The sequence below is a fragment of the Pseudaestuariivita atlantica genome, assembly GCF_001205715.1.
Lineage (GTDB): Bacteria > Pseudomonadota > Alphaproteobacteria > Rhodobacterales > Rhodobacteraceae > Pseudaestuariivita > Pseudaestuariivita atlantica.
Map to the genome: position 1 here is coordinate 1 of NZ_AQQZ01000005.1, position 20,377 is coordinate 20,377.

At 64.7% G+C, this 20,377-nt stretch carries 23 protein-coding genes; 10 read left to right on the forward strand and 13 right to left on the reverse strand.

The genetic code is table 11. From position 1 onward, the window contains the following. Positions 1-166: 166 nt before the first annotated feature. Positions 167-760 carry a hypothetical protein gene (locus tag ATO11_RS11980; RefSeq protein ID WP_050531134.1) on the reverse strand — a complete coding sequence of 198 codons (594 nt, stop codon included), beginning with the start codon at positions 758-760 and terminating at the stop codon, positions 167-169. Positions 761-863: 103 nt separating this feature from the next. Between ATO11_RS11980 and ATO11_RS11985 the strand changes: the two genes are divergently transcribed. After that, complete coding sequence (locus ATO11_RS11985; RefSeq protein ID WP_050531135.1) at positions 864-2,225, forward strand: cytochrome P450; 1,362 nt, start codon at positions 864-866, stop codon at positions 2,223-2,225. A gap of 9 nt (positions 2,226-2,234) precedes the next feature. On the opposite strand, the gene parC is transcribed toward ATO11_RS11985, so the two are convergent. Beyond that, positions 2,235-4,538: a DNA topoisomerase IV subunit A gene (parC, locus tag ATO11_RS11990; protein WP_050531136.1), complete on the reverse strand. Its 2,304-nt coding sequence runs from the start codon at positions 4,536-4,538 to the stop codon at positions 2,235-2,237. Between the two features lie 151 nt (positions 4,539-4,689). Between parC and ATO11_RS11995 the strand changes: the two genes are divergently transcribed. From ATO11_RS11995 to ATO11_RS12010, 4 genes are all read left to right on the forward strand, one after another. Further along, entirely contained in the window at positions 4,690-5,217 is a 528-nt protein-coding gene (locus ATO11_RS11995; RefSeq protein WP_165586970.1) for an SH3 domain-containing protein, read from the forward strand. A 72-nt stretch (positions 5,218-5,289) separates the two neighbouring features. Then, complete coding sequence (locus tag ATO11_RS12000) at positions 5,290-6,120, forward strand: SDR family NAD(P)-dependent oxidoreductase (RefSeq protein ID WP_050531138.1); 831 nt, start codon at positions 5,290-5,292, stop codon at positions 6,118-6,120. Between the two features lie 59 nt (positions 6,121-6,179). Then, positions 6,180-6,389 carry a twin transmembrane helix small protein gene (locus tag ATO11_RS12005; protein ID WP_050531139.1) on the forward strand — a complete coding sequence of 70 codons (210 nt, stop codon included), beginning with the start codon at positions 6,180-6,182 and terminating at the stop codon, positions 6,387-6,389. Positions 6,390-6,393: 4 nt separating this feature from the next. After that, the gene (locus tag ATO11_RS12010) at positions 6,394-6,966 is read left to right on the forward strand and encodes a cob(I)yrinic acid a,c-diamide adenosyltransferase (protein ID WP_050531140.1); all 573 of its coding nucleotides are present in this window, start codon (positions 6,394-6,396) and stop codon (positions 6,964-6,966) included. A 13-nt stretch (positions 6,967-6,979) separates the two neighbouring features. Here the strand turns inward: ATO11_RS12010 and ATO11_RS12015 are convergent, their stop codons facing one another. Next, the gene (locus ATO11_RS12015; protein WP_050531141.1) at positions 6,980-7,342 is read right to left on the reverse strand and encodes a VOC family protein; all 363 of its coding nucleotides are present in this window, start codon (positions 7,340-7,342) and stop codon (positions 6,980-6,982) included. A gap of 149 nt (positions 7,343-7,491) precedes the next feature. Here ATO11_RS12015 and ATO11_RS12020 point away from each other — a divergent pair, with 149 nt between their 5' ends. After that, complete coding sequence (locus ATO11_RS12020; protein ID WP_050531142.1) at positions 7,492-8,250, forward strand: electron transfer flavoprotein subunit beta/FixA family protein; 759 nt, start codon at positions 7,492-7,494, stop codon at positions 8,248-8,250. Between the two features lies 1 nt (position 8,251). Next, positions 8,252-9,181 (forward strand): electron transfer flavoprotein subunit alpha/FixB family protein, encoded by a 930-nt coding sequence (locus ATO11_RS12025; RefSeq protein WP_050531143.1) that lies wholly within the window; start codon positions 8,252-8,254, stop codon positions 9,179-9,181. A gap of 48 nt (positions 9,182-9,229) precedes the next feature. On the opposite strand, the gene ATO11_RS12030 is transcribed toward ATO11_RS12025, so the two are convergent. Then, on the reverse strand, positions 9,230-10,060 hold the full coding sequence (locus ATO11_RS12030) for a DUF6473 family protein (protein WP_050531144.1): 831 nt from the start codon (positions 10,058-10,060) through the stop codon (positions 9,230-9,232). A 142-nt stretch (positions 10,061-10,202) separates the two neighbouring features. On the opposite strand from ATO11_RS12030, the gene ATO11_RS12035 reads away from it, so the two are divergent. Next, complete coding sequence (locus ATO11_RS12035; RefSeq protein WP_050531395.1) at positions 10,203-11,078, forward strand: 3-hydroxybutyryl-CoA dehydrogenase; 876 nt, start codon at positions 10,203-10,205, stop codon at positions 11,076-11,078. Between the two features lie 61 nt (positions 11,079-11,139). On the opposite strand, the gene ATO11_RS12040 is transcribed toward ATO11_RS12035, so the two are convergent. The 7 genes from ATO11_RS12040 to ATO11_RS12070 all read right to left on the reverse strand — a co-directional run bounded on the left by ATO11_RS12040 (position 11,140) and on the right by ATO11_RS12070 (position 16,572). Next, on the reverse strand, positions 11,140-12,027 hold the full coding sequence (locus ATO11_RS12040) for a lysophospholipid acyltransferase family protein (protein WP_050531145.1): 888 nt from the start codon (positions 12,025-12,027) through the stop codon (positions 11,140-11,142). 67 nt (positions 12,028-12,094) lie between these two features. After that, positions 12,095-12,373 carry an HPr family phosphocarrier protein gene (locus ATO11_RS12045; protein WP_050531146.1) on the reverse strand — a complete coding sequence of 93 codons (279 nt, stop codon included), beginning with the start codon at positions 12,371-12,373 and terminating at the stop codon, positions 12,095-12,097. A gap of 12 nt (positions 12,374-12,385) precedes the next feature. After that, on the reverse strand, positions 12,386-12,772 hold the full coding sequence (locus ATO11_RS12050; RefSeq protein WP_050531147.1) for a PTS sugar transporter subunit IIA: 387 nt from the start codon (positions 12,770-12,772) through the stop codon (positions 12,386-12,388). Then, positions 12,769-13,698 carry an RNase adapter RapZ gene (rapZ, locus tag ATO11_RS12055; protein WP_050531148.1) on the reverse strand — a complete coding sequence of 310 codons (930 nt, stop codon included), beginning with the start codon at positions 13,696-13,698 and terminating at the stop codon, positions 12,769-12,771. The genes ATO11_RS12050 and rapZ overlap by 4 nt, the downstream gene beginning before the upstream one ends. A 3-nt stretch (positions 13,699-13,701) precedes the next feature. Next, on the reverse strand, positions 13,702-14,142 hold the full coding sequence (locus tag ATO11_RS12060; protein WP_050531149.1) for an HPr kinase/phosphorylase: 441 nt from the start codon (positions 14,140-14,142) through the stop codon (positions 13,702-13,704). Between the two features lie 6 nt (positions 14,143-14,148). After that, positions 14,149-15,855 carry a sensor histidine kinase gene (locus ATO11_RS12065; RefSeq protein WP_050531150.1) on the reverse strand — a complete coding sequence of 569 codons (1,707 nt, stop codon included), beginning with the start codon at positions 15,853-15,855 and terminating at the stop codon, positions 14,149-14,151. Positions 15,856-15,870: 15 nt separating this feature from the next. Continuing rightward, on the reverse strand, positions 15,871-16,572 hold the full coding sequence (locus tag ATO11_RS12070) for a response regulator transcription factor (RefSeq protein WP_050531151.1): 702 nt from the start codon (positions 16,570-16,572) through the stop codon (positions 15,871-15,873). A 303-nt stretch (positions 16,573-16,875) separates the two neighbouring features. On the opposite strand from ATO11_RS12070, the gene ATO11_RS12075 reads away from it, so the two are divergent. After that, the gene (locus tag ATO11_RS12075; RefSeq protein WP_050531152.1) at positions 16,876-18,474 is read left to right on the forward strand and encodes a phosphoenolpyruvate carboxykinase; all 1,599 of its coding nucleotides are present in this window, start codon (positions 16,876-16,878) and stop codon (positions 18,472-18,474) included. Positions 18,475-18,556: 82 nt separating this feature from the next. Here ATO11_RS12075 and ATO11_RS12080 read toward each other — a convergent pair whose 3' ends face one another. Continuing rightward, complete coding sequence (locus ATO11_RS12080; protein WP_050531396.1) at positions 18,557-18,886, reverse strand: DUF3140 domain-containing protein; 330 nt, start codon at positions 18,884-18,886, stop codon at positions 18,557-18,559. A gap of 146 nt (positions 18,887-19,032) precedes the next feature. Between ATO11_RS12080 and ATO11_RS12085 the strand changes: the two genes are divergently transcribed. Continuing rightward, entirely contained in the window at positions 19,033-19,569 is a 537-nt protein-coding gene (locus ATO11_RS12085; protein ID WP_050531153.1) for a peroxiredoxin-like family protein, read from the forward strand. A 37-nt stretch (positions 19,570-19,606) separates the two neighbouring features. Here the strand turns inward: ATO11_RS12085 and ATO11_RS12090 are convergent, their stop codons facing one another. Then, a complete protein-coding gene (locus tag ATO11_RS12090) occupies positions 19,607-20,377 on the reverse strand; it encodes a sulfite exporter TauE/SafE family protein (protein ID WP_050531154.1) in 771 nt (256 codons plus the stop codon).

Below are 20,377 nucleotides of genomic sequence, written 5' to 3' on the forward strand. Positions count from 1 at the left end.
CGTGCCGATGTTGCAGTGCGGCTTGCTCCGCTCAAACTTTTCCTTTGCCATCGCCTGAGGCACCCTCTGTCGCTTTGGGGCGCGCCGGTTGTCGGCCACCCATGGTTCATACCGCGCGGCACATATTGCGCGGGCCGGGAAAAATCAAGCGGGTTGCGCAGGTCTGTCAGGCGTCTTCGGCAGCAGGTACGTCCGTCGCATCCTCGCCAGTTGCATCGTCTTCGCCCTTGAACCAGCCCTCTGCCTCCATCTGCTTGACGAACCACAACTCGATCTGCTTCGCGGCCGACCGTGCGAGGCTTTCGACCTGCTGCTCCTTGGACTGGGTCAGGCCCGAGCCGAACAGCGTCTTTCCGCTGGTCGATTCGATCACGATGATCTGGTGCGGCTCCTCGTTCAGCTTGGCGCCGATGGCATCGCGCCAGACGGTCACGCGGATCACCATGCCCGACCGGGGCGAGGCCACGACCGGCACGCCCGGAGGCGCAAGTTCGTACTGGTCGATCACGACCGAGATGTGGTGCAGGTCGTCGCCGTCATACCGACCGAACCGCGCATCGACCGCTGCCTTCATCGCGTCCGTCAGCACCTCGTTCTCGACCTTGCGGGACAGGGCCGAGGATTTGGGATCGACCGCCACCGCCACGTTGTGGCCCAGCGCGAAGTTGCCCAGCGCCACGGGCGCCTCGTCAAGGTCGTTGCCCGAAGCGCAGGCGGCAAGCCCGGTCAGCAGGGTCAGCAGGATCAACACTCGGCGCATCGGCAGGCTCCTCGTCACGCGGTCCGTGTTCGGGATAGCGCAGCTTGAAGCGGTGTGAAAGCTTCCTAGCTTTTTCGGGGATGGCCCCGATCCGAGGTTCGAGATGCGCGATCTGACCGACACCGGCGACACGCCCGTCCGCGTCCACCTGCACGATACCCCCATGGGTCTGCTGCAAAGCTGGCAGGCCGCGCGGCGCAACGTGATCGACCTGATCCCGAAGCAGGCCACCGAGGAGCCGATCCTGTCGGGCCGCACCGGCACGCGGTGGCACATGGTGATGGACCCCGGCGCGCTGCGCCACGTGCTGCTTGACCGGCTGGAGGATTATCCGAAATCCACCGTCACAAAGGCGCTTCTGCAACCCGCCGTCGGCGAGGGGCTGTTCGTGGCCGAAGGCGCGCATTGGCGCTGGCAGCGTCGGGTGGCGGCACCCGTCTTCACCCACCGCAACATCGCGGCGCTGACGCCGATCATGACGGCGGCCGCCGAACGCTCGGCCGAGCGTATCGCGCAAGCGGGCGCCCGCGCGGTGGACGTGGCCGAGGACATGGTGCTGACCACGTTCGACGTGATCTCGGAGGTCTGCTTTTCAGGCGACGACTCCTTTGACGCCGCCGCCGTGCACCGGGCGATCGACGACTACATCGCCGATGCGGGCAAGATCTCCCTGTTCGACGTGCTGGGCGCACCGGACTGGATCCCGCGACCGGGCCGCGTCCGGACGGCCGGAACGCTGGCCCAGATGAAGCGCGCCGCCGACACGATGATCGCGGCACGGGCGCAGCGCGGCGCGGGAGAGGTGCCGGACCTGCTAGACCTCCTGCAGGCCGGCGAGGACCCGAAAACGGGGCGGCACATGCGGACCGAGGAGTTGCGCGACAACCTTCTGACCTTCGTCGTGGCCGGGCACGAGACGACGGCGCTGGCGCTGTCATGGGCGCTCTACCTGCTGGCCTTCGATCCCGAGGTGCAGGACCGCGCGCGGGCAGAGGCGCAATCGGTGCTGTCCGGTCCGGCGACGGGCGCGGACGTCCCCAACCTGCCCCTGATCCGCCGCATTGTGGACGAGGCGCTGCGCCTCTATCCACCTGCCGGCGTCGTGTCGCGCACGGCGCAAAGGGCCGACGAGATCCTCGGTGCGGACATCCGTCCCGGCGACACCGTGATGATCCCGATCTACGCGATCCACCGACACCGCAAGCTGTGGTCGGACCCGGATGCGTTCGATCCCGACCGGTTCCTCGACCGGTCCGCGATCCCGCGTTACGCTTACCTGCCCTTCGGCGACGGCCCGCGCATCTGCATCGGGGCGTCATTCGCCCTGTCGGAGGCCGTGATCATCCTTGCAACGCTGATCTCGCGCTTCCGCTTCACCGCCGTGAAGGGGCGCGACCCGAAACCGGTGATGATCCTCACGCTTCGCCCCGAAGGCGGCGTCTGGCTGATGGCTGAACCAGTCTGACCGGCCTTGTCAGGTAAACGTGTTGTCCCGCGGGAAACCGCGCGGTGCCATGCGGCCCGTCCCGGCGCGTTTGCCGCGCCATTCGTCAAGCGCCACCTCGGTCCGCGTGCGCCCTGCCGGGTCATGCCAGCTGAGCCCGTCGGCCAGCGTGAACGTGATCGCGTCCGACAAGCCGCCGTCGCGGTATTTCTGCAGGCGGACACCCTTGCCGCGCACCATTTCAGGCAGTTCTTCAAGGTCGAAGACCAGAACCTTGCGGTTCTCGCCCACGACCGCGACGCTGTCGCCGCTGACGGGCCGGCACACACGTGCCACGGCGGGCGCGCGCACGTTCAGCACCTGCTTGCCCGACCGCGTCTGCGCGATGATGTCGTCCTCCGGCACGATGAACCCGTCCCCCGCCGACGACGCGACCAGCAGCTTCCGCCCCGGCTTGTGGATGAACAGGTCCACGATCTCGGCCTCCTGCGGAAGATCGACCATCAGCCGCACAGGCTCTCCCATCCCGCGCCCGCCCGGCAGGTTCGACGCCTGCAGCGTGTAGAACCGGCCTGTCGAGCCAAACAGGATGATCTTGTCGGTGGTCTCCGCGTGGAAGATGAAGCGCGGCCCGTCGCCATCCTTGAACTTCAACTCGCGGGACAGGTCGATATGGCCGGTCATGGCGCGGACCCAGCCCATCTGGCTGCAGACGATGGTGATCGGCTCCCGCTCGATCATCGCTTCCAGCGGCACGTCCTCGATTTCGCCCGCCTCGGCGAACTGGGTGCGGCGCGCGCCTGCCGCATAATCCTTGCCGAAGGTCTGCTTGACCTCTTTCAACTGCTCGGAGATGCGGCCCCATTGCAGGCCTTCATCGACGAGAAGATCGTCCAGCTCGGCCCGTTCGCGCATCAGCTCTTCCTGCTCGCGCAAGAGCTCCATCTCTTCCAGCCGCCGCAACGACCGCAGGCGCATGTTCAGGATCGCCTCGACCTGAACCTCGCTCAACTCCCCCTCGCCTGCGGGCGGCGACTGGTAATCGCTTTCATCGGTCGCCCGCACGAAATCCCGGCTCCAGTCCTCGCGCATCAGCGCGGGCTTGGGCTCGTCATCGTACCGGATGATGTCGATCACCCGGTCGAGGTTCAGGAAGGCGACGATCAGCCCCTCCAGCACTTCCAGCCGGTGGTCTATCTTCTCCATCCGGTGCTCGGCCCGGCGGCACAGCACCTCGCGGCGGAAGTCGAGGAAGGCGCGCAGCACTTCCTTCAGCGAACAGACCTTGGGCGTGACCCCGTCGATCAGCACGTTCATGTTGAGTGAGAACCGCACCTCCAGATCGGAATTGCGGTAGAGCATGTTCATCAAAACGTCCGGGTCGACGTTCCGCGTTTTCGGCTCCAGCACCATGCGGATGTCGTCGGCACTCTCGTCCCGGATATCGGCGAGGATCGGGACCTTCTTGGTCTGGATCAACTCGGCCAGCTTCTCGACCAGCTTCGATTTCTGCACCTGGTAGGGGATCTCGGTCACGACGACCTGCCACTGGCCGCGACCCAGATCCTCCACCTCCCACTTCGCCCGCAGGCGGAACCCGCCCCGGCCGGTGCGATAGGCCTGCGCGATGGCCTCCTTCGGCTCCACGATGATTCCGCCGGTGGGGAAATCGGGGCCGGGGATATAATTCAGCAGCGTGTCGTCGCGCGCATCCGGCGTCTTGATCAGGTGCAGGCAGGCATCGACCAGTTCGGTGATGTTATGGGGCGGGATGTTTGTTGCCATCCCCACCGCGATCCCGGCGGCCCCGTTGGCCAGAAGGTTCGGGAAGGTCGCGGGCAGCACGACCGGTTCGGTAAGCGTGCCGTCGTAATTATCGCGGAAATCGACAGCGTTCTCGTTCAGCCCTTCCAGCAGCGCCTCGGCGACCGAGGTCATCCGCGCCTCGGTATACCGGCTGGCGGCGGGGTTATCGCCGTCGATGTTGCCGAAGTTCCCCTGCCCGTCGACCAGCGGGTAGCGGACGTTGAAATCCTGCGCCAGCCGCGCCATCGCGTCATAGATCGCGGCGTCGCCGTGCGGGTGATAGTTGCCCATCACGTCGCCCGAGATCTTGGCCGATTTCCGGAAGCCTCCGCCGGAACTCAGACGCAACTCGCGCATTGCATAGAGGATGCGGCGGTGAACGGGCTTCAACCCGTCCCGCGCGTCCGGAAGCGCGCGATGCATGATGGTGCTGAGCGCATAGGTCAGGTACCGCTCGCCAATCGCGCGGCGCAGTGGTTCGGCCAGTGTCAGGTCGGAATTTTCGGGAGGATCAACCGTGTCGCTCATACATTCTGTGTACCGCCGGCGCAAAACCGCAACAAGATGTGGGCGGGGAAATTGTTTCCCGATTTTCCCTTAATCGAATCTTCTCAAGATGATACTTGTCATTCCACGTTGACGTTTTTCGGGGGTTCCGGACATGGTTCGGTTCATGGTCGTGTGTTTCTTGTTCCTGGGATGGGCCTTCTGGGAATTGAGCGGTGGTTCGGATTTCGAGCCGACGGTTCAGGCGCGTGCGCCGCAAGAGGTGGACGAGCAACCGCTTGAGGCGACCGACCTTGCCGATACCGTCACGCGGGCGGCAACCGTGTCCACCATCTCTCCGCAGAAAGACGAAGCCAAGGCCGGGGTGACGCTTGCGTCGGTGGAGGCACCGGCGACGGAGCCGGAAGCCGCGCCTGAACCCGCGGCACTGGTCGACAGCGTCGTGGCCGATATTCTTGCCGAGCCTGCCGAGACCGAAACGGTCACGACCGCGCCCGCGCTGGACCTGCGCGAAATCGTCGGCAACCGCGTCAACATGCGGCAGGGCCCCGGTACCGAATTCGGCGTCGTGACCAAGCTGAACCAGGGGGCCGAGGTCGAAGTCTTGCAAGCGCCCGGCAATGGCTGGCTGAAACTGCGCGTGATCGAAGACGACACGGTCGGCTGGATCGCCGACTGGCTTGTGACCTCCGCCAGCTGACCCCTATCCCTCTTGTCAATCCACGGCGCGGCGGGCACACCTGCCGCGCTTTTGTCATTCAGGGCGCGGGACATGACCGACAAGTCGATTCTGATCACCGGATGCTCGTCCGGCATCGGGTACGATGCGGCCATCGGCCTGCGGGAGCGCGGCTGGCGCGTCTTTGCCTCGTGCCGGCAGGCGCAGGACTGCAAGCGCCTCGAAGAGCTGGGTTTTCAAAGCCCGCGCATGGACTATGCCGATCCGGCCAGTCTTGAAGCCGGTCTTGAAACCGTCCTGTCAGACACCGGCGGAACACTCGACGCGGTGTTCCACAACGGGGCCTACGCCCTGCCCGGCCCGGTCGAGGACCTGCCGACGGACGGGATGCGCGCGATATTCGAGGCCAACTTCTTTGGCTGGCACGACCTGACCTGCCGGATCATCCCGGTCATGCGCGCGCAGGGCCACGGCCGGATCATCCTGAATTCCTCGGTCCTCGGCTTTGCGCCGATGCGCTGGCGCGGCGCGTACAACTCGACCAAGTTCGCGCTTGAAGGCTGGGCCGACACGCTGCGCATGGAAATGGCCGATACCGGCATCCGCATCGTCCTTATCCAGCCCGGCCCGATCCGCACGAAGATCCGCGAAAACTCGATCCCGCATTTCGAGAAATGGGTGGACTGGGAAAACTCCGCCCGCGTTGACCAGTATCGCTCGGGCCTTCTGGATGCGCTATACAAGGGGCAGGAAGGCACCCCGTTCGAACTTGAACCCGAGGCCGTGACCGCCAAGCTGGTGCACGCGCTTGAAAGCCTGCGACCCCGCAGCCACTACAAGGTCACGACGCCCACCTATATGATGGCGGCCCTGAAACGCGTTTTGCCGCGCCGCGCGATGGACTGGGTGCTGAGCAAAGGCTGAACCGCTCTGGCCTTTCCCATCCCGACGCCTACATCGGGCGGAACACTGAAGGAGACACCATGCTCGACGATCCACTTTTCATCGTTGTCGCCGTCGCGGTGCTGGCCGTGGCCGGCATCCTGATCTTCGGCATCGGAACATTCGCCAAGGGCGGAGAGTTCAACCGCCGCAACGCAAACAAGATCATGCGCTGGCGTCTCGCCGCCCAGTTCATCGCCGTCCTGCTGATCCTGCTGTTCGTCTACGTGCGGCGACAGTCGGGGGGCTGAACGGATGGTCGTTCTCAACAAGATCTATACCAAGACCGGCGATGCCGGGGAAACCGCGCTGGGCAACGGGGCGCGGGTGGCCAAGCATTCGATGCGTGTGACGGCCTACGGTACGGTGGATGAAACCAACGCGACCGTGGGGCTTGCCCGCCTGCACGCGACCGGTGATATCGACGCCCGGCTGGCCGCGATCCAGAACGACCTGTTCGACCTTGGCGCCGACCTGTGCCGCCCGGACATGGAAAAGGATGCCGAGGCCGAGTATCCGCCCCTGCGCATGTCCGACGCGCAGGTGGCCCGGCTCGAATCCGAAATCGACGCGATGAACAGCGACCTGGCCCCCCTGCGCAGCTTCATCCTGCCCGGAGGTTCGGCGCTGGCCGCCCATCTGCACCTGTGCCGCACCGTATCCCGGCGGGCCGAGCGGCTGACGGTCGAACTGGCGACGATGGAGGCGGTGAACCCGGCGGCGGTCAAGTACCTCAACCGGCTCAGCGACTGGTGCTTCGTCGCGTCGCGCGTGGTCAACGGCAACGGCGCCGACGACGTCCTGTGGGTTCCAGGCGCGAACCGCTGATGGTCCAGGGGCGCTAGGCCTCCGGCTCCCACAACTCAAGCGGCGTGCCTTCGGGATCAGTTAAATGCGCGAACCTGCCGATCCCCGGCATGTCCTCGTGCCGCGTCACCGCGATCCCGGCCTTTTCAAGCTGCGCGATCATGGCGTCGAGGTCGCGCACCCGGAAGTTCAGCATGAAGGATTTGTCCGGCGCGAAATAGGTCGTGTCGGCCGCGAACGGCGCGAACACGGTTGCGCCGCCCTCGGTGATCCACGGCGTTCCCTCCGCATCCGTCGGCACAAGATCGATGCCCAGATGGTCACGATACCACTTGGCCAGCGCATCCGAATCACGCGACCGGAAGAAGAATCCGCCAATTCCCAGAACACGTTCCATGGTTTCCGATCCTCACCACGCGGGCACCGCAACGCCGAAACGCGACGTCGGAACGCCCCGGTGCGGCGATTTTGACCTGTTTCAGCCGTGCTTGGCAGAGTATCACACCCTCCAATCGAAGTCTGTGAAAGATCAACAGGAGAGCGCTGATGAAGGTCCTCGTGCCCGTCAAACGCGTGATCGACTACAACGTGAAGGTCCGCGTCAAGGCGGACGGGTCCGGTGTCGATCTCGCCAACGTGAAGATGTCGATGAACCCGTTCGACGAAATCGCCGTCGAAGAGGCGATCCGCCTGAAGGAAGCCGGCAAGGCCGACGAAGTCGTCGCCGTTTCCATCGGCGTCAAGCAGGCGCAGGAAACCCTGCGTACCGCGCTGGCCATGGGCGCCGACCGAGCGATCCTCGTCGTCGCCGCCGATGACGTGCACACCGATATCGAACCGCTTGCCGTCGCCAAGATCCTCAAGGGCGTCGTCGATGAAGAGCAGCCGGGCCTCGTGCTGTGCGGCAAACAGGCAATCGACAACGACATGAACGCCACCGGCCAGATGCTGTCGGCGCTGATGGGCTGGTCGCAGGCGACCTTCGCCTCCGAAGTCGACATCGATGGTGACAGCGCCACCGTGACCCGCGAAGTCGATGGCGGCCTGCAGACGATCAAGGTCAAGATGCCCGCCGTCGTGACCGTGGACCTTCGCCTGAACGAGCCGCGCTACGCATCGCTGCCGAACATCATGAAGGCCAAGAAGAAACCGCTGGATGAGAAAACCGCCGCCGATTACGGCGTCGATGCCTCCCCGCGCCTTGAAATCGTGAAGACGACCGAACCCGAAGCCCGCGCTGCCGGCATCAAGGTCGGGTCGGTCGACGAACTGGTCGAGAAACTCAAAGAAGCGGGGGTTGTGTAACATGGCTGTTCTGCTGATTGCCGAAATCAACAATGGCGAACTCAATGTCGACGCCACCGCAAAGGCCATGACGGCCGCCAAGAAGATGGGTGACGTCACGGTGCTGGCGGCGGGTGCCTCGGCCGCCGATGCCGCCGCCGAAGCCGCCAAGATTGCCGGCGTGTCGAAGGTGCTGTGCGCCGAAGACGCCTCGCTCGGCCATCGCCTTGCGGAATCTACCGCGGCGCTGATCGTGTCGCTGGCGGGTGACTATTCGCACATCGTCGCGCCCGCGACGACCGACGCCAAGAACGTCATGCCGCGCGTTGCGGCGCTGCTCGACGCGATGGTGATCTCGGACATCTCGGGCGTTGTCGATGCCGACACGTTCGAGCGCCCGATCTATGCCGGGAACGCGATCCAGACCGTGAAATCGGCGGACGCGGTCAAGGTCATCACCATCCGGACCGCGACGTTCGACGCGGCAGAGATGGGCGGTTCGGCCTCGGTCGAGACGATCGGCGCCGCCGACAATCCAGGCCTCAGCGAATGGGTCGAGGACAAGGTTGCCGAAACCGACCGCCCCGAGCTGACCTCGGCTGGCATCGTCGTGTCGGGTGGCCGCGGTGTCGGGTCGGAAGAAGACTTCAAGATCATCGAAGCGCTGGCCGACAAGCTGAATGCCGCTGTTGGCGCATCCCGCGCCGCCGTCGACTCGGGCTATGCCCCGAACGACTGGCAGGTTGGCCAGACCGGCAAGGTCGTCGCACCGGATCTCTACATCGCCTGCGGTATCTCGGGCGCGATCCAGCACCTTGCGGGCATGAAGGATTCCAAGATCATCGTCGCGATCAACAAGGACGAGGAAGCCCCGATCTTCCAGGTGGCCGATTACGGGCTGGTCGCGGACCTGTTCGACGCCGTGCCGGAACTGACCCAGAAACTCGGCTGATCGCTTCCACGAGACGCTTTCGAAATGCCCCGCTTCGGCGGGGCATTTTCATTTGGGGCGGTCCATGATCCGGCTGACCACGCCGGAAAGCGCCACCGCCACCTCGCACTGGCCTGCGGGCCCCAGCAACTCGGCGGCCATCGGGGCCTGCATCGGCCCGAACATCATGCCGCGCGTGTTGCAGGCAAGCGCCGACGGGCTCAACACGACCTCGACCACCTCATCGGCCTGCAACGCCCCGATCATGTCGGCATCGACGAACAGGGGATCGCGCCGGATGCGCATGTCGTCCGACTTGGGCGGCGCGGCGTCCGACACCCACAGCAGGATCACGGGGCGTTCCACCGCCGCGACAAGACTGCGCATCGCCAGTGTCCAGGCGCGCTTCATCTCCTCCACGACCTTGGCGAACCGGCGGCGCGAGACCTGCCGCAACCGCAACAGCAATGCGCGGGTGAAATGAAACTCGGTGAAGTCCACGTCCGGGTAGAGCTTCACCAGCGCCTCGGTCGGGCCGATGAACCTGTCATTCCGGCGTGGATGCACGCGCACGTAACGGTTGCTAAGCGTCTGCGCGCCCATCACCTGCACAACGACGCACCCCGCATCCCGCGCCGCGTACTGGACCGCCGAATCCCCGGCAAACGCCCCCACGCCGCCGTGGACCACGCCCATATTCACGCATGGCACGCCGGTCAGTTGCTCTACCAGCGCCGGATACGGCTCTGGCACGAATTTCCCGAACGTCTCTGTCCCGCCAAGACACGCCACGCTTGCCCCGGTGACGGGTCGTTGCGGCCCGCGCATGGGCAGCATCGACCCGCCGAAACGGTACACGTCGTATTCAAGCGCCCCTGGCGCCTTTCCCTCAAAGGCCATCACTCACCCCTATCCATCCCACCGGCGACCCTGACGACCAAATCTTATCAGCGGGCTAAAGGTAAAAAGCCGAAGACCCGGCTTGAGACCCCGCCCGCGCGCACATATGCTCCACCGGACGCATCAGCAGGACGAGGCCAGCATGGATATCCAGCGCATCGGCGTGATCGGCGCAGGGCAGATGGGCAATGGAATCGCCCATGTCATGGCCGTGGCCGGATATGACGTGACCGTCACCGACATCTCGTCTGACGCCTTGGCCAACGCCATGAAAACGATAGATAAAAACCTCGAACGGCAGGTGTCCCGCGACACCATCTCGGCCGAGGACAAGGCCGCCGCGCTGGGGCGGATCGCGACCACTCCGGACCTGACCCAGCTGGGGGGCAGCGACCTCGTGATCGAGGCCGCGACCGAGCGGGAGACGATCAAGCAGGCCATCTTCGAGGACCTGATCCCGCACCTTGAACCGCACACGATTCTTACGTCCAATACGTCTTCAATTTCAATCACACGGCTCGCATCCCGCACGGACCGCCCCGAGAAGTTCATGGGGTTTCACTTCATGAATCCGGTGCCCGTCATGCAGCTGGTCGAACTGATCCGCGGCATCGCGACCGACGAGCCGACATTCGAAGCCTGCCGCGGCGTGGTGGAGAAGCTGGGCAAGACCGCCGCCACGGCAGAGGACTTCCCGGCCTTCATCGTGAACCGCATCCTGATGCCGATGATCAACGAGGCGGTCTACACCCTGTACGAAGGGGTCGGCAACGTGACCTCGATCGACATGGCGATGAAGCTGGGCACCAACCACCCGATGGGCCCGCTGGAGCTTGCCGATTTCATCGGGCTCGACACATGCCTTGCCATCATGAACGTGCTGCATGACGGGCTGGCGGACACCAAGTACCGGCCCTGCCCGCTCTTGACGAAATACGTCGAGGCCGGATGGCTGGGCCGGAAAACCAAGCGCGGCTTTTACGATTACCGGGGCGAGGCACCGGTCCCGACCCGCTGAATCCAGCGCGATCCGATGCTGTGCAGTCGTTCGGGCGTAGCCAATCGTGCTTTCGCAGCGCTCAGGCTTCGTCTTTCAACGCCAGTGTCCGCTCGCGCAGCCACGCCATGAAGCCGCGCGGGTTGGAGGCCCATTCCTTGACGTCTTCGGGCTGAAGCGGTTCACCCACGACCGGGGCTTGCGGCTTGTTCAGCGAATGCACGACTTCGTACAAGAGCAGGCCCTGCCGCAGCACCGCCGCGGTCTTGTTGGCCATCTGGTACCAGCGCGAGTTCTGGCCGGGGAAATAGATCGGCAGCACCTGCGCACCGGAACGGTGGATCATCTTGGCCGTGAACGGGTTCCACTCCCGTTCGATCGCCGGTCCGAACCACGTCTCGGACGCGGCCACCACGCCCGACGGGAACAAGACGATCACGCCACCCGCCTTCAGGTGATCCATCGCCTGTTTCCGCATCTCAAGGTTCTGCTGCAGCGCGTCTTCCTCGTGCGGGAACGGCACCGGGATCATGAATTGCTCGATCTCGCCCACGCCGGTCAGCAGGGACCGCGTCAGGATCTTGTAATCGGTCCGGACCTTGCCGATCAGTTCCGCCAGGACCATGCCGTCCACCAGACCGTGCGGGTGGTTGGCGGTGATCACGACCGGGCCTTCCTTGGGAATGCGCGCGATCTGGTGCGCAGGCGTGGTCAGCTTGATCCCCATCACGTCAAGCGCCTGCTTCCAGAAGCCCTGCCCGTGCGGGACGCCCATCGCCTCGAACCGGCGGATCAGGCGCAGAAGGCGGATCTTGCCGGTGATAAGCTCCATCGTCTGGATGGTCTTGCGCGCCCACCAGCTTTCGAAGGTGTTGGCGTAACTCAGGCGTCGTCTGTCATACGCCTCGTCCGCAAGATTGCCACCATCGCCCTGCCCGGCCAGACGCCGTTCAGAGGGATGATTGTGCATCAGTACCGGTTTTGGCTGGGTCCCATCCACCAAGCGACTCGTGCCTCCCTCGCACCCCATGGGGCGTTCAGTCCTCTTCTCCGAACCGCGCGGCGACAAGGTTTTCGATCGCCTCGGCCAGTTCGGCGGCCTGCGGCCCCGAAGTCTGGACTTCAATAAAGGTTCCCTTGGACGCTGCCAACATCAAAAGACCCATGATCGAGTCGCCCTCGGCGCTCAGCCCGTCCTTGGATATCTCGGCGCGCGCATCGTGCTCTTCCACCAGTTCGACAAGCTTGGCCGAGGCCCGCGCGTGCAGGCCCTTGGTGTTGCAGATTTCCAGTGTGCGGCAGGTTGGTTCGGACATGACAGGCTCGGCTCAGGAGACGTTCTTGCTGTCGATGTATTTTCGACCAGCATTCAGCGCGCGGTCAACCGCGTCGTCGACCTCGAGACAGCGGCACTTCGCCAGCTTGATCAGCATCGGCAGGTTCGCGCCGTAAACGATGCGCCGGTTGTCCGGCGCGCAGGCCTTGAGGCTGAGGTTCGACGGAGAGCCGCCGAACATGTCGGTCACCACGACAACCCCGTCACCGGTATCGACATCGTCCGCCGCCGCGCAGATTTCGAGTTGTTTCGCCGCGCGGTCGTCTTCCGGCGCGATGGAGATCGCGCGCATCCCGTCCTTGCGCCCCACGACGTGTTCCACGGCGGACTTGTACTCGTGGGCGAGACCGCCATGCGCAACGATCACGATCCCGATCACTGTGCCGCCTCGTCCATCGCCGCCGTGTTTCCCTGTCCACCTGGCGCGATCCCTTGGCGCTCCAGTTCCCGATGCCTTACTGACACCTGCCACCCTGCCTCTGCAAGGCCGCGCGTGACGGTTTCCGCAAGCGTGACCGACCGGTGACGCCCGCCGGTGCAGCCAAAGGCGACCGTGAAATGGGTCTTTCCCTCCTCGATACAGGCGGGAAGCTGGAAGATCAGCAGGCCCAGCACCTGTTCGAGGAACGCCGCGTATCGCGGATCGCCCGCGACATGGGCCGCCACCTTCGGATCGCGGCCGGTCAACGGGCGCAGCTCGGGCACCCAGTGCGGGTTGGCGAGGAACCGGCAGTCGAACACCATGTCCGCCCCGCGCGGCAGGCCTTGCTTGTAGGAAAACGACATGACCGACAGTGCAAGGCGCTGCGCCCCGTGCAGCCCGAAACGGCGGGCAATCTCGGCGCGCAGGTCATGCGGGCTCAGGTCCGACGTGTCTATGGCGTGGCTGGCTTCGGGCCGGACGGGTGCCAGCAGTTCGGCCTCGCGCGCGATGCCCAGTTCGGGGGCGTCCTGCGGCGCCAGCGGATGGCGGCGCCGGGTTTCAGAGAACCGGCGCAACAGCACCTCGCGGCGGCAGTCGAGGTACAGCAATTCCGGCGCGGCACCCGACCGCGCCGTCAGGTCACCCAGCAGGGTCATGACGGCCTCGGGCGTGAAATCCCGGTTGCGGGCGTCGAGGCCCAGCGCAAGCGGTCGCTCGGCCCACCCCTCGGCATCAAGCAGCCGTGGCACCAGCGTCAGCGGCATGTTGTCGATGGTTTCGTACCCAAGGTCCTCAAGCGCCGCGATGGCCGTGGACCGGCCAGCACCGGACGGTCCCGTGACAAGCACGAGGCGCGCGGCGGGGTCTGTGGCGGAGGACATCTGTCAGGAACTCGGAGGATATTTGAGGGCGTGCAACACTGCAGCTGCAAAATAGGCGTGCGGCACTGCCGATATCAAGGGGATCGCCAAGTCGTGAAACCGCGCGGACGCAGCGTCGGGAATGCGCTTTTGCGCTTCTTCATCCAGATCGACCACCAGCCGCAGTTGGCATTCCGGCAGGGCGTCGGCCTTCAGGATACCGATGCCCCGCGCCTCGATCCGCCCGGCAATGGTCGCGGGTGCCCGCGCCGCGACGTGGCCATCCTTCGCGGCAAGGATCACACGGTCATCCGCGACGAGGTGCGCACCGTAGGCCATCAGCGCCAATGCGAGGGCGGATTTGCCCTTTCCCGACTGCCCCAGAATGAGAACGCCGCGGCCCGGATCGAGGGCCACGGCGCTGCCATGCAAGGTTCCGTCCCGGACGCGCGCGGCCAGGTCCATCTCTCGTCAGACCGGAAGGCCCACCACGAACCGGGCGCCCAGCGGCTCGGACGTGACATCGGCCTCGGTCGGGCGGATGTTCTCGGCCCAGATCACGCCGCCATGCGCCTCGACAATCTGTTTCGAGATGGCAAGACCCAGCCCCGAATTGTTGCCGAAATCACCCGCAGGTCGTTCCGAATAGAAGCGTTTGAAGATCTTGGTCAGCGCCTCTTCGGGGATGCCGGGGCCGGTATCCTCGACCACGGCCAGCACCCGGTTGTCCTTGCGCCGCGCCCAGATGCGGATCGCGTCTCCCGGCTCGCAGAAGCTGATCGCGTTGGTGATTAGGTTGACGAATACCTGCGCCAGCCGCGCTTCGAGCCCGTCGATGACGATCGGTTCGGCAGGCAGGTCGGTTATGAAGTCGATGCCCTTCGACTTCGCGTCCTCACCAAGGAACTGGCTCAGATTACCCAGCATATCCAGCAGGTTGAACGGCTCCTGCTCTTCCTTGACCAGTTCGCTGTCAAGCCGTGACGCGTTGGAGATGTCGCTCACCAGGCGGTCGAGCCGCCGCACGTCGTGATCGATCACGTCGAGCAGTTTTTCGCGCTGGTCGTCACGCTTGGCGACGCGCAGCGTGCCGACAGCCGACCGCAGGGATGCCAGCGGGTTCTTGATCTCGTGCGCGACGTCCGCCGCGAACTGCTCGTTCCCGTCGATCCGGTCGTAAAGCGCCGACACCATCCCGCGCAAAGCACCCGACAATCGACCGATCTCGTCCGGTCGCGCGGTGAGATCGGGGATGCGGATGCGGCCCGAAGAATACTTGCCGCGGTCGCGTGACCGCCCCACTTCCGCCGCGGTCGCGAGGTCGGACAACGGGTTCGAAATCGTCGATGCGAGGACCAGAGACAGGCCGATGGACACAAGCGTCGCGATCACGAACATCTGCAGCATCGCCTCGCGTTCTTCCCGCACGGTCGTGTCAAGCTCGCCCGCTTCGCTGGCCAGCGCCACGACGCCCATGACGGCACCCGTGGGCCCGACAATGGGCGTGTTCACCGTGTAGACCGAACCGCCATCCTGCCCCACCGCCATCTCGACCTGCGTGCGACCGTCAAGGCCCGCATCGATCATGCCAACCAGCTGCGTTTCAAGCGGTTCCGGCGTTTCCGGCGCGCCGGCCAGGAAACCCGTTGCGCTGCTCCACAGCCAGGACAGGCCGTCGACGATCACGGTGGATTGCGGGCTGTCCGTCTGACGCTCGATCACGGGCGGCCGGGTTCCGACGCCCTGCGCGACCAGCGACCTGTCGGTATCGAACACGAACAGGTCGACGCCCTTCCGCAGGTCAAGCGCATCCACCGTCGCCTGCGGATCCAGCGCGCCGCCACCGGCGATCTGCGCCTCGAACACGTCCGCGACCAGCGCCGCCTCGGACGCCAGCGACGCCGCGCGTTCCAGCGCGAGGTTGTCGCGGGTCGAGTTCAGGTAAAGGATCCCGACCACCAGGATATTCAGGGCGATCAGGTTGAAGGTGATGATCTTGCGCGTCAGTGGCGAGCGTTTGAGGCTGAAGAGCCCGCGCCGCGCGCGCCGCTCCTGCACTTCCTCCTCGACCACGCCGCGCGGCGCGACCCAGTCGTCCCCCAGAACGACGTCAGCCCCGCGGCGCGTGCTGCGCTGCGGGGTGTCGTGTCCAAGGTCGATCCGTTCGGCGAGAGCCATTCCCGGATCCTCGCCTTATTCTTCGTTGTAGCGGTAGCCGATGCCGTACAGCGTCTCGATCGCCGAGAAGTCATCGTCGACATTGCGCATCTTCTTGCGCAAACGCTTGATATGGCTGTCGATTGTCCGGTCGTCCACGTAAACCTGGTCGTCGTAGGCCACGTCCATCAGCTGGTCCCGCGACTTCACGAAACCGGGCCGCTGGGCCAGCGCCTGCAGCAGCAGGAATTCCGTCACCGTCAGCGAGACGTCCTTGCCTTTCCACGTGACGGCGTGGCGCAGCGGATCCATCGTCAACTCGCCGCGGACCATCAGCTTGGCCTCTTCGACCTCGCCCGACAGGTCGCCGGCAACGGCATCCTGGCGACGCAGCAGCGCGCGGATGCGTTCCACCAGCAGGCGTTGCGAGAACGGCTTCTTCACGTAGTCGTCCGCGCCCATCCGCAGGCCCAGAACCTCGTCGATCTCGTCGTCTTTCGAGGTGAGGAAGATCACCGGCATCGTGGTTTTCTGCCGCAGCCGCTGCAGCAGATCCATTCCGTCCATGCGCGGCATCTTGATGTCCAGCACCGCCATGTCCGGCAGTTTCTGGTTGAACGCGTCGAGAGCCGACTGTCCATCGTTGTAGGTTTCGACCTCGAACCCTTCCGCCTCGAGAGTCATGGAGACCGACGTCAGGATGTTCCTGTCGTCGTCCACAAGGGCGATCTTCGACATATTGCCTGATCCTTTACACTGCTCAATTCTTATATTTTTGCGTCATATGAGCCGTTTTCACCTTTTCGATCAATCCCCAACTGCGAATCACTCGGGTCCTGTGCCCAATTTCCACCACAATTCCTGAATGAATGGCTAATATGCCTCAGTAGGCCCCTACCGGCCCGGCCTTGCCGCAAGATGATTGCGCAAACACCTGCCGTGGTGGCGCTAACTGCAAGAAACGGTCCTGTTATCTCCTGAAAACGTCATGTTATGGGCGTAAGCAAAGGCATAACCGGACCAGTCTCAGGAGACCCCGACATGGACCACGGACGCGTCAACCCGACATTCAAACTCTCCGACCAGGGGATCGCCGACCTCGGAAGCGTCTATTACAACTATGCCGAGCCCGCGCTGGTCTCCGAGGCGCTCAAGCGCGACGAGGGCACGCTGGGCAACGGCGGCGCGCTGCTTGTGACCACCGGTAAGTTCACCGGGCGTTCGCCCAAGGACAAGCACGTCGTCAAATCGGCCTCGGTCGCCGACAGCATCTGGTGGGACAACAATGCCGAGATGTCGGAAGAGGGCTTTGACGCGCTCTATGCCGACATGCTCGCGCACATGAAGGGCGGCGACTACTTCGTTCAGGACCTTGTCGGTGGTGCCGATCCGGCCCATTCGATCGACGTCCGCGTCGTGACCGAACTGGCGTGGCATTCGCTGTTCATCCGCACCATGCTGCGCCGCCCCGAACGGGCCGACCTCGATGCCTTCGTCGCTGACTACACCGTCATCAACTGCCCCAGCTTCCAGGCCGACCCGGCCAAGCACGGCTGCCGGTCGGAAACCGTGATCGCGATGAATTTCGACAAGAAGCTGATCCTGATCGGCGGCACCGAATACGCGGGCGAGAACAAGAAATCCGTCTTCACCCTGCTGAACTACCTGCTGCCCGAGAAAGGCATCATGCCGATGCACTGCTCGGCCAATCACGCGCAGGGCAACCCGGTCGACACCGCCGTGTTCTTCGGCCTATCCGGCACGGGCAAGACGACGCTCAGCGCCGATCCCGAACGCGTGCTGATCGGCGACGACGAACACGGCTGGTCGGATCGCGGCACCTTCAACTTCGAAGGCGGCTGCTATGCCAAGACGATCAACCTGTCGCCCACCGCCGAGCCCGAAATCTACGCTACCACGTCGAAATTCGGCACGATCATCGAAAACATGGTGTTCGACCCCGAAACCTTCGAACTCGATTTCGACGATGACAGCCTGACGGCCAACATGCGCTGCGCGTACCCGCTGCACTACATCTCCAACGCGTCCGAAACCGCGCTTGGCGGGCATCCCAAGAACATCATCATGCTCACCTGCGATGCCTTCGGCGTGCTGCCGCCCATCGCGCGACTGACGCCGGCGCAGGCGATGTATCACTTCCTTTCGGGCTTCACCGCCAAGGTGGCCGGCACCGAGCGTGGCGTGACCGAACCGCAGCCCACCTTCTCGACCTGCTTCGGTGCGCCCTTCATGCCGCGCCGGCCCGAGGTCTACGGCAAGCTTCTGCAAGAAAAGATCGCCAAGCACGGCGCCACCTGCTGGCTGGTCAACACCGGCTGGACGGGCGGCGCCTTCGGCGAGGGCGAGCGGATGCCGATCAAGTCGACCCGCGCGCTGCTGACGGCAGCGCTCGACGGGTCGCTGGCCGATGCCGAGTTCCGCAAGGATCCGAATTTCGGCTTCGACGTACCCGTCGCTTCGCCGGGTGTGCCCGAAGTGCTGCTCGACCCGCGCCGCACGTGGACGGACAAGGCCGCCTACGACGCGATGGCCGCGAAACTGGTCGGCATGTTCGCCGACAATTTCGAACAATACCTGCCCTATATCGACGACGACGTGAAAGCCGTCGCCATCGGCTGATCTCCATTGGCCGCCGACAGGCCAGAGGCACCAGGATACAGCAACGCCCCCGCACGGGGGCGTTTCCTTTTGGTCACCCGTCCTACAGCGGGTCGTGACCCCAGTTCATCAGCGAATAGCGCCAGGCCGAGCTCTCCACATCCTCCTCCGGCCCGCCCTGGCTGAGGTGGCGTTTGATGTAGCCCACGACCGTCGCCATGTGGTCCCACTGGTCATCCGACAACTCGTCCTTGTTGGTGCGCTTGATTTTCACGATCCGGCGACCCGACTTGTGGCCGGTGCTCTCGCCGTCGTCGCTGTCGCCCACCGACCGGCTCTCCTCGGTCTCCAGCCAGTCTTCCAGTTCCTGCGGAGCCATGTTCACCAGCTCCCGCCATTCGTCCCAGATCTGCTCTCTCGATTTCTCGCTCATCGCCGTGTCCATCCTTCCGTCAGGTGTCAGGCAAGCAATTCCGCACAGCCCAATGGGGTTCCGCGCACACACGTGCCCGTGAGGCCGGATTGCACCGCCCGCGCGTCTGGGGCAGCGTCGCGGCACGCAATGAACGAGGTTCCCGCATGCTCATCCCCCGCCAGAAAACACCGCTGCTTTCCGTTCCCACGCTTGACGGTGCGGGTTTTGACCTGTCACGCCAAACCGCCGAACGCGGCACCGTGATCTGCTTTTACCGCGGGCTGCATTGCCCGATCTGCGCGACCTACCTGAAAGAGTTCGACAAGCGCGCGCCTGACTTCGCCGAACGTGGCGTGGACGTGTTTGCGCTGTCCTCGGACGGGCAGGAGCGCGCGCAGGCCATGGCGGACAAGATCGGCAACGCCAACCTGCGCATCGGCTATGACCTGCCCCTGCAGGTTGCCCGCGACTGGGGGCTTTATATCTCCACCTCGCGCGGCAAGACGTCGATCGGGATCGAGGAACCGGCGCTCTTCTCGGAACCGGGCCTCTTCATGGTGACCCCGGAACAGACGCTCTATTACGGATCGGTTCAGACCATGCCGTTCGTGCGGCCGCATTTCTCGGAACTGGTCAGCGCGCTCGATTTCGCGATCGAAAAGAGCTACCCGGCGCGGGGCGAGTATACCGGCCCCGTCTGACACGTCCGCACGGATGCGGGCGACGTGCCGGCATCCCTCACCCCAAAAAGCCGCGCCGGATCAGGTTCAGACCCGCGATCAGCAGGACACCCAGCGTCAGCCGCCGGAACATCGCCTGATCGATGCGCGGCTGCATCGCGGTGCCCAAGGCCATCCCGACCACCGCCGGCAGGATCAGCAGAAGTGACAGCCGCGTGCCAACCTCGTCGAGGATGCCCGAGTGCAGATGCGACACCACCAGCAGGACGGCGCCAAGGCCATAGACAACACCCTGCACCCGCATCTGAACGGCCTTCTCGGTCCCGAAGGCCGTCAGCATCATCACCGTCGGCGGGCCCCAGACGCCGGACAACCCGCCCAGCGTCCCCGCGACCATCCCCGTGCCCGCCTGCGCCCAAGCGCGGGGCAGGCGATGCAGGGGCGGCTGCCAGCCGCCGAGCTGCGACAGTGTGAACAGGACAACCGGCACGCCCAGCGCGACGAAGAACGTCGCAGGATCGAGGAGCGGTACGAACTGCGCCACGGCCACAAGGAAGGCAGCGCCCACCACCATGAAGATCATGAAGCGCCGCGCGTCCCGCCAAGCCGCGCGTGGTCCCTGCGCCAGCGCCTGCATGACGTTGGTCACCAGCGTCGGCAGAATCAGCGCAGCAAGCGCGAGGTCAGGCGCGACAAAACTGCCAAGCCCGGCCACGATGATCATCGGCATCGCGAACCCGACCAGCCCCTTGACCAGCCCCGCCAGAACGGCGACGGCAGCCGCCAGCGCCAGTATTCCCGGTGATATCGCGCCGAAAACAAGGTCCAT